Raw genomic sequence first — 14,123 nt, forward strand, 5'->3', positions numbered from 1 at the left:
CTCAGTTGCCCCGGTCGCCACCGCTGCTGACCTCATCCGGCACCTGCTCTCCAGACATGCGTTTGCGGAACAGGGCGGCCCGCGCGAGCAACAGCGTAGTCACCGGCACGGTAATCGACAGCAGGATCGGTATCAGCCAGGCATGCAGCACCGGCCCCTGCTTGAGACCGGAAAAGTACAGGATTGAGGCGAGGCTGACGCACCAGGCGCCTATGGTCGAGGCCAGTGCCGGGGGATGCATGCGTTGGAAGTAATCCTTCAGGCGCACCAGTCCGATTGCACCGACCAAAGCGAACAGGCTGCCTGTAAGCAGCAGTACGGCCGTGGCAAGCTCCAGCCAGAACGGTAGTTCGACAGTCTGGATCATTCGATCACCTCTCCGCGCAGCAGGAACTTGGCCAGGGCAAAGGAGCCGACGAAACCGAACAGGGCGATCAGCATCGCGCCTTCGAAGTAGGTATCACTGGCATAGCGGATGCCCAGTACCAGCATCATCAGCATGGCCAGGATGTACAGGTAGTCCAGCGCCAGGACCCGGTCCTGCGCCGAAGGGCCGCGGAACACCCTGACCAGCGCCAGGGCCATGGCGATGATGAAGATGAACAGGCTGGCGAGAATGGCGTTGGCGAGCAGGCCAGTCATTCGAAGATCTCCATCAGCGGGCGTTCGTAGGTGTGCTTGAAGTGTTCGATGAAGGCGGCTTCGTCGTCCAGGTCGAACACATGCAGCAACAGGATGCTGCGATCCAGGGCCAGCTCTGACCAGACCGTGCCGGGCACCACTGTGGTGATCATCGACAGGGCGGCCAGGCCATGGGCGTCGCGCAGCGACAGGGGGATGTGCACGAAGGCAGAACGTGGTGGATGGCTGCTGGCTCGCAGCACGCCTCGGGCAACCTGCAGGTTGGAGAGGATCACATCCAGGCCCACACGGCCGATCAAGCGTGCAATCACCAGCGGGCGGCGGATATGGGCGTGTTGCGGGCGCAATGGCGCCATCAGCACGGGTGCAAGGATGCCGAGGGCGGCGCCAAGCAGCAGATTGCCAGGGCTGACGGAAAGGTTCAGCACCAGCCACAGCACGAACAGCGCCAGTGACAGTAGCGGGGCGGGGAACAGCCGGTTCATGGTTGTACCTGCGTCATGGTGGTCGGCCCAGGCACGGGGCGGGTGGACATCACCGCTTGGATATAGGCGTCGGGTGCCTGCAGGCCAGCGGCGGTGTCCTGGGTGTAGCGCAGCAGCGGCTCGGCCTGGATGCTGAGGGCAATGCACAACCCCAGCAGTAGCACGATCGGTACGCATTCATAGCGGCGCAGCAATGGCGATGGCCGCTCCTCCGGTTTCCAGAAGCGCTGGATGCCCACGCGGCCGAAGGCGATCAGCGATGCCATGCCCGATAGCAGCAACAGGGCTACCAGGCACCAACCCGCCGCTGACAGGGGCTGCTCGGGTGGCATGCCCAGGCCTTGCGGGTTGAACAGTGCGCTGATCAGGTTGAGCTTGCCGATGAAGCCGGACAGCGGCGGCATGCCAATGATCAGCAGTGCGCAGGCGATGAAGCTCAAGCCTAGGAAGGCCATGGTCCAGGGAATGATCTGACCGATCACTGCCTTCTGCTCGTCGTCGAGGTTGATGCCCTTGGGTGGGTGCAGGGACTCGAGCGGCGGCGGGATGGCGTCCTCTTCGTCGTCCAGGGGCGCTTCGTTGGCCGAGCGCGAGCGCTCGATCAATTCGGCCAGCAGGAACAAGGCGCACAAGGCCAGGGTGGAACTGGTGAGGTAGAACAGTGCCGCGCCGGTGAGGGCCGCCTGACCAAAACCGACCGAGGCCAGCAACGTGCCAGCCGAGACCAGGATGCTCAGCGCGGCGAGACGCTCCAGGCGCTGGGCGGCGAGGATCGAGACGGCAGCCACCGCGAGGGTGACGAGGCCGCCATACACCAGCCATTCCCCACCGAAATTCGCCGAGGCGCCTGCCTGGCCCGAGAACAGTAACGTCCACAGACGCAGCACTGCGTACAGGCCGACCTTGGTCATGATGGCGAACAGTGCAGCGACCGGTGCGCTGGCCGAAGAGTAGGCAGGCACCAGCCAGAAGTTCAGCGGCCAGACACCGGCCTTGACCAGGAATGCCATGGCCAGGATCGCCGCTCCGGCGTGCAGCAAGCCGCGATCGGCTTCTGCAACCAGCGGGATCTTAAGTGCCAGGTCGGCCATGTTCAGTGTGCCCGTCACGCCATAGAGCATGGCCGCGCCGACCAGAAACAGCGACGAGGCGAACAGGTTGATGGCGATGTAGTGCAGCCCGGCCCTGACCCGCGCGCGTCCCGAACCGTGCAGCAACAGACCGTAGGACGCCGCCAGCAGTACCTCGAAGAACACGAACAGGTTGAAGAGATCGGCGGTCAGGAACGCGCCGTAAAGGCCCATCAGCTGAATCTGGAACAGTGCGTGGAAGCTGGCGCCGGCACCGTCCCAGCGGGCACGGGCGAACAGCAGGGCGCTGACGCCGATGACTCCGGTCAGGGTAAGCAGCAGTGCGGACAGGTGATCGAGTACCAGCACGATACCGAACGGCGCCGGCCAGTTGCCGGGCAGGTAGACGCCGATGGACTCGGCCTGGCCCTGGCCGCGTACCCACATCAGCAGCGTCACGGCGATACCCAAACCGATCAGGCTCGACAGCAGGTTCAGGCGCGCCTTGAACTGGCGGTGCTTTTCGCCGATCAGCAGCATGATCGCAGCAGTTACCAGTGGTAGCAGGATCGGGGCGACAATCAGTTGATTCATCCAGCTCATTCCTCACGCTCCCGGCCATCGACATGGTCGGTGCCGGTCAGGCCACGCGAGGCCAGCAGGACCACCAGGAACAGGGCAGTCATGGCGAAGCTGATGACGATGGCAGTCAACACCAGTGCCTGCGGTAGCGGGTCGGTGTAGTTCAGCAGGTCCTGTGGGACGCCGTCCTTGATGATCGGCTCCTTGCCGATGAACAGGCTACCCATGCTGAAGATGAACAAATTGACGCCGTAGGAGAGCAGGCACAGGCCCATGATGACCTGGTAGGTCCGTGGGCGCAGTACCAGCCAGACTCCGGAGGCGGCCAGTACGCCGATGGCGACTGCGATGACTTCTTCCATCAGGCGGCTCCTGTCTGGCTGGATTTAGGATGGCCTGGGCGATAGGCACGTACCGATTGGTGTGCCAGGGCGGTCAGGATCAAGAGCGTGGAGCCGACAACCACGGTGTACACGCCGATATCGAAGAACAAGGCGCTGGCGACATGGATGTCACCGAGCAACGGCAGATGCAGGTGCGCAGTGTGGGTGGTGAGGAACGGATAACCCAGCAACATGGCACCCGCGCCGGTGAGCGTGGCGCACAGCAATCCGGTGCCCATCCAGCGCAGCGGCCGTAGGCTCATCTGAGCCTCGACCCACTGGGTGCCCGCGACCATGTACTGCAGGATGAACGCCACCGACATCACCAGCCCGGCGACGAAGCCGCCGCCTGGTTGGTTGTGGCCACGCATGAACAGGTACATCGAGACCAGCAGGGCGATCGGCAGCAGCAGACGTACCAGCACCGCAGGCACCATCATGAAACCCAGTGCGGTGTCGGTCACATGCCGTGGGTTGACCAGGTCGGTGATCACGTCCGGCGCCAGTTGGCGCTGCTGTGTCGGCAACTGCATGCTTTCTTTCGGCGGGCGGAAGCGGCGCAGCAGGGCGAAGACCGTTAGCGCCACTGCGACCAGCACAGTGATTTCACCCAAGGTATCGAAGCCGCGGAAGTCCACCAACATCACATTGACCACGTTGGTGCCGCCGCCTTCGGGGAGTGCGCGGCTCAGGTAGAACGATGAGATGTCGTTGGGCGTGGGGCGCGTCAGCATGGCGTACGACAGCAGCGCCATACCGCCGCCGACCAGCACTGCAAGTAGCAGGTCGCGCAGGCGTCGCAGGCGTGCACGCTCCTGGCTACCAGGCAGGGGCGAGACACCTTCGATTCGGCGCGGCAGCCAGCGCAGGCCCAGCAGGATCAGCACCGTGGTGACGACTTCGACCACCAGCTGCGTGAGTGCAAGGTCAGGAGCAGAGAACCAGACGAAGGTGATGCAGGTCATCAAGCCGCAGACGCTGACCATGATCAGCGCCGCCAGACGGTGGTACTTGGCCTGCCAGGCTGCGCCGATGGCGCAGGCAATTGCTATCAGCCACATGGCGACGAATACACCGGACCCGGGGATCTTGGGGCGGTCCCCCCAACTGATGCCGCTGTACAGCATGGGCGTCAGCCCGGCGAGGAAGGCGGCAACGACCAGCATGAACAACTGGGTCTGCAGGCGGCGGCTGGTCAACAGCCCTTCTAGGTGCCGGGCCAGCAGCATCAAGCGTACCAGTCCATGCTCGAACAGCCGCTTGCCATTGAAGCGTTCGATCAGCGGCGGGTAGGGGAAGCGGCCCAGGCGCAATTGTTTGCGCAGTAACAGGTAGAGCACTACGCCGCCGCACATGGCGATCAGGCTCATGATCAAAGGCGCGTTCCAGCCGTGCCAGATGGCCAGGCTGTATTCTGGCAGGGTGCCGCCTACCACCGGCAACGCTGCGGCAGCCAGCAGCGGGCCGACCGACTGGGCAGGGAAGATGCCAACTACAAGGCAGGTCAGGACCAGCAACTCGACCGGAGCGCGCATCCAGCGTGGTGGTTCGTGCGGTGTATGCGGAAGGTCCTGGGCGGTCGGACCGAAGAATACGTCGACCGTAAAGCGTAGGGCGTAGGCAACACTGAACGTGCCTGCGAGGGTGGCGATCACCGGCAAGGCGGCCTCGACCCAGGCACTGGAAGTAATGAATACGGTTTCGGCGAAGAACATTTCCTTGGAAAGGAAGCCGTTCATCAGAGGCACGCCGGCCATGGAGGCACTGGCGACCATGGCCAGGGTGGCGGTATAGGGCACCAGGCGTATCAGTCCGCTGAGACGGCGGATGTCGCGGGTGCCACTTTCATGGTCGATAATGCCGGCGGCCATGAACAGCGAGGCCTTGAACGTGGCGTGGTTGAGAATGTGGAACACCGCCGCAACTGCTGCAAGCGGGCTGTTCAGGCCAAGCAACAGGGTGATCAGGCCCAGGTGGCTGATGGTCGAATAGGCCAGCAAGCCCTTGAGGTCATTCTGGAACATCGCCGCGAAGGCGCCGAGCAGGAGGGTACAGGCGCCTGCCCCGCCGACGATCCAGAACCACTCCTCGGTGCCCGACAGCGTTGGCCATAGGCGTGCCAGCAGGAATACCCCGGCCTTGACCATGGTCGCCGAATGCAGATAGGCCGAGACTGGCGTGGGAGCAGCCATGGCATGCGGTAGCCAGAACTGGAAGGGAAATTGCGCACTCTTGCTCAGGGCACCGATCAGGATCAGCGGTAGCAACACAGGATAGAGCGCGTGCTGGCGGACGGTTTCGCCAGCGGCCAGGACCTTGTCCAGGTCATAGCTGCCGACCACATGGCCGAGCAGCAAGGCGCCGACCAGCAGGCACAAGCCACCTGCGCCTGTGACCATCAGCGCCATGTAGGCACCGCGGCGGGCATCGCTGCGGTGGTGCCAGTAGCCGATGAGGAGGAAGGAGAACAGGCTGGTCAGCTCCCAGAAGAACACCAGCTGAATCAGGTTGCCGGAAATCACCAGCCCGAGCATTGCGCCCATGAAGGCCAGGAAGAAGGCGAAGAATCGGGGCACGGGGTCTTGGGGCGACATATAGTAGCGCGCATACAGCGACACCAGCGTACCGATACCCAGCACTAGCAGCGAGAACAGCCAGGCGAAGCCATCCATGCGCAGCACGAGGTTGAGCCCGAGGCTGGGCAGCCAGAGGAATTCTTCGCGGATCACGCCGCCATGGGCGATCTGCGGGTACAGCAGCGCTACCTGGACAGTGCCGACCAAGGCCACGAGCCCGGCGAGAATGGACTCGGCATTACGCGCATTGTGCGGCAGCACGGCTGCCAGGCAACTGCCGATGAAGGGCAGAAGCAATAGCACTATCAAAGACATAGCGTTCTAATCTACAGAGGTTTGCCATGGATCATACGTGCCACGCTGGTGATCACCAACACGCAAGCTGTGGCAGAATCCTACAAAAGCGCTGTGACAAGCTGTTTTTTTATAACAGTTTTTTTCAGAGCATAGCCGCTGATCAGGAGTTCAACGCCCTGTCTCGCTTTCGCTTGGCGTCAGGCCTTGCGGCTCTGGAAGGGGATCGCGATCGCGGCGAATCTTCAGTTCGCTGACGACTACGGCGATCACGATCAGCAGGCCACCAATAAGCGCCACACCTGGCAAGCGGTCCCCTGCGATACGGCCAACGATGCCGGCCCAGACGGGTTCGCCGGCATAGATCAGTGTGGCGCGGGTTGGCGAGACGGATTTCTGCGCCCAGTTCATCGCTACCTGGATTACCGCGCTCATGGCACCCAGGCCAAGGGCACTGGCCAACAGCAGCCAGGAAAAGTCCGGAATGCGTTCCTGGGTCGGAAAGATCATCAGGAATGATAGCGCCGAGGCAGTTGCCAGTTGCACCACGGTGACCCGGCGCACGTCGACCTTGCCGGCATAACGACTGATCAGGATGATCTCGCCGGCGATGGCCACGGCGCTGACCAGGGTCACGATTTCGCCTTCGCTGAAATGCAGCGCACCGCCCTCAGGGCCGGCCAGCAGCATCAGTCCGACGAAGGCCAGGCAAATGCCGATGCTTGGCATCAGGCCGGGCCGACGCCCCAGCACCAACCACTGCAGCAGCGGCACAAAAGGCACGTAGAGTGCCGTGATGAAGGCCGATTGGCTGCTACTGATGGTTTGCAGGCCCATGGTCTGCAAGCCATAGCCGAGCATGATCGATACACCGATCACCACGCCAGCTTTCAACTCGGTGAACGTCAGGCCCGAGAGCGCTCTCGCCGATACCAACCCGACGAAAAATGCCGCTGCCGCAAAGCGCAGGCCGACGAAGAACATCGGTCCGCTCACGGCCATGACGTTGTGCACGATCAGGAAGGTGCCGCCCCAGAGCATGGTGATGAACACCAGCACCCATTCGGCTTTGCTCAGGCGAAAGGATACGGACGGCCGTTGGCTGCTGGTGGTTTGGGTCATGGTCTTGCGCACTCGGAAGGGGCGGCGCACAATCGCCGCAAAGTGGGCAGTATACTGCGCAATCCCTACCAGTGAGCAATATAGTGCACAAAGATTCTTCGCACCGTGCTTCGGTGCTGCAGCACGTCAGTCAGAACATTCGCCGCTTGCGTAACGACAAAGGGCTTAGCCAGACTGCTCTGGCCGAACACTCTGGTGTGAGTCGGCGCATGCTGGTCGCCATCGAGGCGGGCGAGAAGAACGTCAGCCTCACCACCCTCGACCTGATCGCCGAAGCGCTGGGGGTGGCGTTCAGTACGCTGATCCAGGCGCCCGAGCAGCGCGATCCTGCACGCATCAACGAGCTGGCCTGGGCCGGCGAGCAGCCTGATAGCCGCGCAGTGCTGCTGGGTAGCAGCCCGGCGCGGCGCGAGGTCGAGCTCTGGGAATGGACCCTGGCACCGGGCGAGCACTATGCCAGTGAGGCTGACGCCGAGGGTTGGAGCGAGCAGATCTATGTGGCCGAGGGCTGCCTGACGCTGTTGATCGAAGGGGGTGAACTGCACCTGCGCGCTGGGGAGTTCCACATCTTCCCCAGCGACTGCCGCTATGCCTACCGCAACGACGGCGACCAGCCCACGCGCTTCGTGCGTAATGTGGTGATCTGAATCCCCCGCCTACCTGGCCAGCAGCGTGTCGGTACTTTCGACAGTGGCAAAGGCGAAGGCCAGCGCTGCCATGGCTGAGTCGTGCACATGCGATGCGGGCACCGTCTGTCCATTGAACTCCAGGGCCAGCGTAGCGCAGGCGTCGTGCGCCACCGAGACCTGGTAGCCGAAGTCTGCGGCAGCGCGGGTGGCCGAATCGATGCACATGTGGCTCATGGCGCCGACGATGGTCAGTGCTTTCACCTCATGCTTGTCGAGCAGCGATTTGAGCTCGGTGTCGCGAAACGCGTTGACCTGATGCTTGAGTACCACCGGCTCGTTGCTGACCGGCAGCACCTTGGCGTGGATCTCGGCGCCTGGCGAGCCGGGGGCGAAGAACGGCGCATCGGCTGATTCGAACTCGTGACGCACATGCACGACCAGGTCGCCGCGCTTGCGGGCAGCGGCGAGCAGGCGGGCAGCGTTGTCGGCCGCCGCGTCGGCGCCATCGAGAGTCCATTTGCCACCGGGGAAGTAATCGTTCTGGATATCGATGAGAATCAGGGCCTGTTTGTTCATGTCGCGTGCCTCCTTGGGCGTGGTCGTGGTGTGACGATAGTTATAGGCTTGAACGAACTACATGAGGATTGGCGCGATCGACACAATGAAGGCAAAAACTGACATCGGCGTAGGCCTGGAAATCGGCGTGCTGGTCTATCCCGAGGCGCAACGTGCCGCCGTGCATGGATTGACGGATCTGTTCACGGTCGCCAGTCGGGTCGCCTGCGAACTCGGTGGTGGGGAGCAGCTGCGGATCCGCGTCAGCCACTGGCAACTGGATCAGGCCGGCGAACTCTGCGAGGTTTACGACAGCCTGCCGGGCGTGCCCCATGATCTCAAGGTGTTGGTAGTGCCGCCCAGTCTTGGTCCGGCACCTGCATCTGCGCTGCTCGAGCGGCACCGCGCGCACTTGTGCCAATGGCATGCACGCGGCACGGTGCTCGCGTCGGTGTGTATCGGCGTGTTCTTCATCGCGGCCAGTGGCCTGCTGGACGGGCGCTCGGCGAGCACCCACTGGAACTACGCCCAGACCTTGGCCGAGCGCTATCCCCAAGTACGTGCCGACGCCAGCGTATCGGTACTGGACGACGGTGACATCATGACGTCGGCCGGCCTGATGGCCTGGACCGAACTTGGGCTGCGCCTGCTGGAGCGTTTCCTTGGTGCGACTCTGGCGCGCGAGACCGCCCGCTACCTGGCGGTCGATCCGGTACCGACCCCGCTGCCCGGTGCGTTGTTCGCGCCGAGGCTGGATCACGGCGATGAAGCCGTGCTGAAGGTGCAGCACTGGCTGCAGGGGAGTGGCGCGCAAGAAGCCAATCTGGCAAGCATGGCCGGATGTGCCGGGCTTGAAGAGCGTACATTTCTGCGACGCTTTCGCGCGGCGACTGGGCTGCGTCCTACGCAATACTGCCAGCAGGTCCGGGTAGGGCGTGCCTGCCGCCTGCTGGAGTTCACCCGGCGCAGCGTCGACCAGATTGCCTGGGGCGTGGGCTACCAGGACCCCGGTGCCTTCCGTAAGGTGTTCCAGCGCATCACTGGCCTTACACCCAGTGACTACCGGCGACGTTTCGCTGTGGTTGCCTGAGCGTCCGCGCCTAGCGGGTGAGGCCCAGGACCTTGCTCGGCGAGACGGTCGTGGTGGTTGCGCAGCGGACATTCCTTCAAAGACATACAGCCGCAGCCGATACAACCATCCAGCTGGTCGCGCAGCATCATCAGTTCTTCGATGCGGTGGGTCAGGTCTTCTCGCCATTGCGCGGAGAACCGCTGCCAGTCTTCGGCGGTCGGTGTGTGCCCTTTGGGCAGTGTATTGAGCGCCTCGGCGACGTGTGCCAGCGGCACCCCGAGGCGCTGCGCCATCTTGATCACCGCTACCCGGCGCAGCATGGCCCGTTCGAAGCGGCGCTGGTTGCCGTTGTTGCGCGTGCTGTGGATCAGTCCCTTGCTTTCATAAAAGTGCAGCGCGGTCACCGCGACGCCGCTGCGCGCCGCCAACTGGCCTACGCTGAGCAGGCGCTCCGGTGCCGCCACAATCTGGCTGGGCATGTCGAAATATTCCTTGACCTTGACTTAACTCGAGGTTTTACCCTGCTCGCCATCACGCTGCAAGTACCCCGAGCAAGGAGACTGTTCATGGCGGCCACCCCCCATTCCCTATGGTTTACTCAGATGATCGAGTACGAAGTGCCGGCGATTCGGCAACAGGCCCTGGCCGAGGCTTTGGTCCTGCGGGCCGAGGAGATCGCCAGCCGTTGCGATGGTCTGCTGGGTGTCAGCATTCAGGCCAGTGTCGATGGCAGCCGAGTGCTGCAGTACCTGCAATGGCAATCGCGCCAGGAGTGGGCGGCTGCCGCGTCCTGTTTCGTCGAAGAGCCGTTCCTCGACCTGTTGCAGCGTCACCAGGCGCGCGGCGTCAACTTCACGGCCTACCAGACCCTGCGTAGCCTGGTGCGGGGCCTCGATGGCGGCTTGCACTGCGAGGTTGGTGAGGCCCAGGTTCATCAAGGGGCGTAGTACTGCATGCCATTACCGGCCAATCCTGTTGTTCGCGGGATTGGCAGGGGGCAGTCCGGGCAATCGCAAGGCTGTTGCGGACGATCCGATTGCGGGCGCTGACGGCGTGTTCCATTATCCCGATCTGGAACCGTCCAAGATGTGATCGCAGGAGAGCGCATGAACAGTCTGAACCCCCTTCAAAAATCCATACCGGCACGCCTGGCGCGTGTGCGCGAGGTCATGGTCAGGGAGGGTATCGATGCCCTGTTGGTGCCCTCAGCCGACCCACACTTGTCCGAGTATCTGCCCGGCCATTGGCAAGGGCGCCAATGGCTGTCTGGCTTCCAGGGCTCGGTCGGCACGCTGGTGGTGGCCGCGGGGTTCGCCGGGTTGTGGGTCGATAGCCGCTATTGGGAGCAGGCAGAGAAGGAGTTGGCGGGCAGTGGCATCGAGCTGATGAAGCTGCTACCGGGCCAGCCAGGTGCATTGGACTGGCTGGGTGAGCAGGTTGCCAGCGGCGGTGCTGTGGCAGTTGATGGTGCGGTCATGGCGCTGGCCTCTTCCCGTCAATTGGCAGAGCGCCTGAGCGCGCGCAATGTGAGGCTGTTGACCGATCGGGACCTGCTTGGTGAGGTCTGGAGTGATCGTCCGGCCTTGCCCGGCAACCCCGTCTATCAGCACCTGCCTCCCCAGGCTACGGCCAGTCGCGCGCAGAAGCTCGTTGAGCTGCGTCAGGCCCTCGACAGCAAGGGCGCTGACTGGCATTTCATCGCTACTCTGGACGACATCGCCTGGCTGTTCAATCTTCGAGGTAGTGATGTTTCGTACAACCCGGTGTTCGTTTCCTTCGCCCTGATTAGTCGTGATCAAGCCACGCTCTTCGTCGGTCAGGACAAGATCAATAGCCATCTGCGTCAAGTACTGGCTGCCGACGGTATCCAGGTGCGTGACTACGCGGAAGTTGGTCAGGCACTTGCGGGTCTCGTTGGCGGCACTCGCCTGCTGGTCGATCCGGCGCGTGTCACCCATGGCCTGCTGGACAATCTCGACGAGCGAGTCGTGCTGGTCGAGGGCATCAATCCGACCACGCTGAGCAAGTCGCGCAAGAGCGAGGCGGATCTGGTTCATATTCGCCAGGTGATGGAGCAGGACGGTGCAGCCTTGTGCGAGTTCTTCGCCTGGTTCGAGGCGAACCTTGGGCGCGAGACCATCACCGAACTGACGGTCGATGAGCAACTGAGCGCGGCACGTGCACGGCGTCCTGACTTCGTCTCGCTGAGCTTCTCGACCATCGCGGCGTTCAATGCCAATGGTGCCATGCCCCATTACCGCGCCACCGAGCAATCGCATGCGGTGATCGAGGGTAATGGCCTGCTGCTGATCGACTCGGGCGGCCAGTACTTGGGCGGGACCACCGACATTACCCGGATGGTGCCCATCGGTACACCCAGCCTGGAGCAGAGACATGACTGCACGCGGGTGCTCAAGGGAGTGATAGCGCTGTCGCGGGCGAGTTTCCCGCGGGGCATTCTTTCGCCGTTGCTCGATGCCATCGCCCGGGCACCGATCTGGGCCGATCAGGTCGACTACGGCCATGGCACCGGGCATGGCGTGGGCTACTTCATGAATGTGCACGAGGGGCCGCAGGTCATTGCCTATCAGGCGGCAACTACGCCGCAGACGGCCATGCAGGTCGGGATGATCAGTTCGATCGAGCCGGGCACATACAGACCTGGAGCCTGGGGCGTGCGAATCGAGAATCTCGTAGTCAATCGGGAGGCGGGCAGGAGCGCTTTTGGCGACTTCCTGGCCTTTGAAACCCTGACGCTTTGCCCGATCGACACACGGTGCTTGCTGCCCGAGCTGCTCGATGTTTCGGAGCGCCTATGGCTCAACCGTTATCACGAGACCGTGCGTGAGCGATTAGCGCCCCTGTTGCAAGGCGACGCACTGACTTGGTTGAGACTGCGTACGCAACCGGTCTGATCGACCGACTCGAACGAGAAAGGGCAGCCTGAGGCTGCCCTTTCGTTTATTTGCAGATGACGATCATGCTTCGGCTGGTGTAGCCGGCGGGGTTAATCCCGAACACGTAGTCGCCCGGTTCTTCGTCGCTGTCGCTGGAGCGAGCGATCACCTTGTACCCCTTGCTGCCGCAGGACGCCTGTGCATTGGCGTAGCACTTGTCCCAGGATGATGAAAGGCCGGAGCAGTTGATGTGCAGGCCTTTCTTCCCCCGCTTCACCTCGGTCTTGGCTGTAGCGGCACACCCAGCAATGGCCAAGATGGCCAGGATGAGAAAAATACGTTTCATTCCTGTCCTTATCTGGGCGGTGAGTAGTGTCCGCCCTTCTAGTGATGACTCGTTCTTCCTGAAATTCCCCTGCTTCCGTGCCCGGTTCAGTAGATCGTCTGAAGATGATGATGCCGTGACAGCTTAAACAGCCTGGCAGACAGGTACAAGGCTGAAGCTGTTCCAAATGAAAGTATTTCTCAAATCAGTCAGCCGCTACGGGAGGGCTGCTTTCCTTGCGCATCGAGAGTGTGGCCCCTACCGAGGCAGTAATGATTGCCAGGATCGCCAGCCACTGGGTCAGGCTGAGAACTTCACCAAGGAACAAAAGCCCCGACAGTGCGCCGAATGCGGGCTCGATACTCATCAGTGTGCCGAAGGTTCGCGCGGGCATCCGCGTCAGTGCGACCATTTCCAGGCTGTAGGGCAGGGCGGTAGAAAGGATTGCCACCGCAAGTGCGACCGGAATCAGCGCAGGGGTGAGCAAGGCGCTGCCGGCATGGGCGATGCCGATGGGAGCAACGAACAGCGCCGCGATCAATACGCCCAGGGCCGCAGTCTGAATGCCGTTTTCCGCGCCGGCTCGCTGGCCATATAGAATGTAGAGCGCCCAGCAGACGCCGGCACCCAAGGCGTAGGCCGCGCCGGTCAGGTCGAGGGATGCTCCCGTCTGGCCTGTCGGGATGAGCAGTAGCAGGCCGACGATGGCGAGCGCGATCCAGAGAAAGTCCAGGGCCCGGCGCGAAGCGAAGATCGCTACTGCCAGCGGGCCGGTAAACTCCAGTGCTACGGCGATGCCTAGCGGAACGCTGCGCAATGACATATAGAAGAGGAAGTTCATCCCGCCCAAGGCCAGCCCATAGATGATGACGCTGCGCAGGGTGCTGGCATTGAACCTCGCGCGCCACGGACGCAGCAGCGCGAGCATGATGATGCTCGCAAAGATCAGGCGCAGTGTTGTGGTGCCCTGGGCGCCGACAACCGGAAACATGCTCTTGGCCAGTGATGCTCCGGACTGGATGGAGGCCATGGCAATCAACAGCAGGCCGATAGGGAACAGCGTAGCGGCCAGGCTGCGGGGCTGGGTGTTCATTTGGGGGAGACTGTCCTAATAAGAAGAAAGGGTGATCTGCGCAATATAGTGCGCAAATCCCGGTGGCGGGTGCAACTGCTCTTGAGGTATGCGCAGGCTAAGCCATTCATTCTGATTAAGATTTTGTGAAATAAAAGGTTGACGGCCTCTCAGATCCCCTTATAATGCGCCCCACTTCCGCAGCAAACGGAGCGCAAAACTCCTTGTTAATCAACGAGTTAAGCGAGTTCGATGCGGCGTGAAGGGCTTCGATCATCTGATCGGCAGCGGTAAAAAGGCAGTTGACAGCATCTTCGAGTGCTGTATGATTCGCCTCCCGCTACGAGAGATCGCAGCGAGTCAAGTGTTTGAAGCTAAACGAGTTTCTCGCGAAAAACTTCAAAATAAACGCTTGACAG

The 14,123-nt window shown here is 62.3% G+C and carries 15 protein-coding genes; 4 read left to right on the plus strand and 11 right to left on the minus strand.

The annotated features are described in order from the left end of the window. Position 1: 1 nt before the first annotated feature. The 7 genes from ACPZMI_RS17145 to ACPZMI_RS17175 form a co-directional block, all read right to left on the minus strand. The gene (locus ACPZMI_RS17145) at positions 2–367 is read right to left on the minus strand and encodes a Na+/H+ antiporter subunit G (protein ID WP_186666148.1); all 366 of its coding nucleotides are present in this window, start codon (positions 365–367) and stop codon (positions 2–4) included. After that, entirely contained in the window at positions 364–642 is a 279-nt protein-coding gene (locus tag ACPZMI_RS17150) for a K+/H+ antiporter subunit F (RefSeq protein WP_054894322.1), read from the minus strand. The genes ACPZMI_RS17145 and ACPZMI_RS17150 overlap by 4 nt, the downstream gene beginning before the upstream one ends. After that, complete coding sequence (locus ACPZMI_RS17155) at positions 639–1,127, minus strand: Na+/H+ antiporter subunit E (RefSeq protein ID WP_186708040.1); 489 nt, start codon at positions 1,125–1,127, stop codon at positions 639–641. Before ACPZMI_RS17155 ends, ACPZMI_RS17150 begins: the two co-directional genes overlap by 4 nt. After that, a complete protein-coding gene (locus ACPZMI_RS17160; RefSeq protein WP_186666146.1) occupies positions 1,124–2,800 on the minus strand; it encodes a monovalent cation/H+ antiporter subunit D in 1,677 nt (558 codons plus the stop codon). The genes ACPZMI_RS17155 and ACPZMI_RS17160 overlap by 4 nt, the downstream gene beginning before the upstream one ends. Beyond that, a complete protein-coding gene (locus ACPZMI_RS17165; protein WP_186666145.1) occupies positions 2,797–3,141 on the minus strand; it encodes a Na+/H+ antiporter subunit C in 345 nt (114 codons plus the stop codon). The genes ACPZMI_RS17160 and ACPZMI_RS17165 overlap by 4 nt, the downstream gene beginning before the upstream one ends. Continuing rightward, positions 3,141–6,053 carry a monovalent cation/H+ antiporter subunit A gene (locus tag ACPZMI_RS17170; RefSeq protein ID WP_411382907.1) on the minus strand — a complete coding sequence of 971 codons (2,913 nt, stop codon included), beginning with the start codon at positions 6,051–6,053 and terminating at the stop codon, positions 3,141–3,143. Before ACPZMI_RS17170 ends, ACPZMI_RS17165 begins: the two co-directional genes overlap by 1 nt. A gap of 150 nt (positions 6,054–6,203) precedes the next feature. Beyond that, a complete protein-coding gene (locus ACPZMI_RS17175; protein ID WP_426352712.1) occupies positions 6,204–7,154 on the minus strand; it encodes a DMT family transporter in 951 nt (316 codons plus the stop codon). Between the two features lie 83 nt (positions 7,155–7,237). On the opposite strand from ACPZMI_RS17175, the gene ACPZMI_RS17180 reads away from it, so the two are divergent. Beyond that, positions 7,238–7,801 carry a helix-turn-helix domain-containing protein gene (locus ACPZMI_RS17180; protein ID WP_186666142.1) on the plus strand — a complete coding sequence of 188 codons (564 nt, stop codon included), beginning with the start codon at positions 7,238–7,240 and terminating at the stop codon, positions 7,799–7,801. A gap of 9 nt (positions 7,802–7,810) precedes the next feature. Here the strand turns inward: ACPZMI_RS17180 and ACPZMI_RS17185 are convergent, their stop codons facing one another. Continuing rightward, complete coding sequence (locus tag ACPZMI_RS17185) at positions 7,811–8,359, minus strand: cysteine hydrolase family protein (protein WP_288375942.1); 549 nt, start codon at positions 8,357–8,359, stop codon at positions 7,811–7,813. Between the two features lie 85 nt (positions 8,360–8,444). Between ACPZMI_RS17185 and ACPZMI_RS17190 the strand changes: the two genes are divergently transcribed. Next, complete coding sequence (locus tag ACPZMI_RS17190) at positions 8,445–9,428, plus strand: GlxA family transcriptional regulator (protein WP_426352713.1); 984 nt, start codon at positions 8,445–8,447, stop codon at positions 9,426–9,428. On the opposite strand, the gene soxR is transcribed toward ACPZMI_RS17190, so the two are convergent. Beyond that, positions 9,398–9,889 (minus strand): redox-sensitive transcriptional activator SoxR, encoded by a 492-nt coding sequence (gene soxR / locus ACPZMI_RS17195; protein ID WP_186666139.1) that lies wholly within the window; start codon positions 9,887–9,889, stop codon positions 9,398–9,400. The genes ACPZMI_RS17190 and soxR overlap by 31 nt on opposite strands. Positions 9,890–9,976: 87 nt before the next feature. Between soxR and ACPZMI_RS17200 the strand changes: the two genes are divergently transcribed. Together ACPZMI_RS17200 and ACPZMI_RS17205 are read left to right on the plus strand one after the other, a co-directional pair. Next, on the plus strand, positions 9,977–10,357 hold the full coding sequence (locus tag ACPZMI_RS17200; RefSeq protein WP_186666137.1) for an antibiotic biosynthesis monooxygenase: 381 nt from the start codon (positions 9,977–9,979) through the stop codon (positions 10,355–10,357). A gap of 159 nt (positions 10,358–10,516) precedes the next feature. Continuing rightward, a complete protein-coding gene (locus ACPZMI_RS17205) occupies positions 10,517–12,325 on the plus strand; it encodes an aminopeptidase P family protein (protein WP_186666135.1) in 1,809 nt (602 codons plus the stop codon). A gap of 46 nt (positions 12,326–12,371) precedes the next feature. Here ACPZMI_RS17205 and ACPZMI_RS17210 read toward each other — a convergent pair whose 3' ends face one another. Together ACPZMI_RS17210 and rhtA are read right to left on the minus strand one after the other, a co-directional pair. Next, a complete protein-coding gene (locus ACPZMI_RS17210; RefSeq protein WP_054894309.1) occupies positions 12,372–12,653 on the minus strand; it encodes a hypothetical protein in 282 nt (93 codons plus the stop codon). Positions 12,654–12,837: 184 nt separating this feature from the next. Then, positions 12,838–13,725 (minus strand): threonine/homoserine exporter RhtA, encoded by an 888-nt coding sequence (rhtA, locus tag ACPZMI_RS17215; RefSeq protein ID WP_186666133.1) that lies wholly within the window; start codon positions 13,723–13,725, stop codon positions 12,838–12,840. Positions 13,726–14,123 lie beyond the last annotated feature (398 nt).

It is taken from the genome of Pseudomonas wayambapalatensis (assembly GCF_049942315.1).
Lineage (GTDB): Bacteria > Pseudomonadota > Gammaproteobacteria > Pseudomonadales > Pseudomonadaceae > Aquipseudomonas > Aquipseudomonas wayambapalatensis.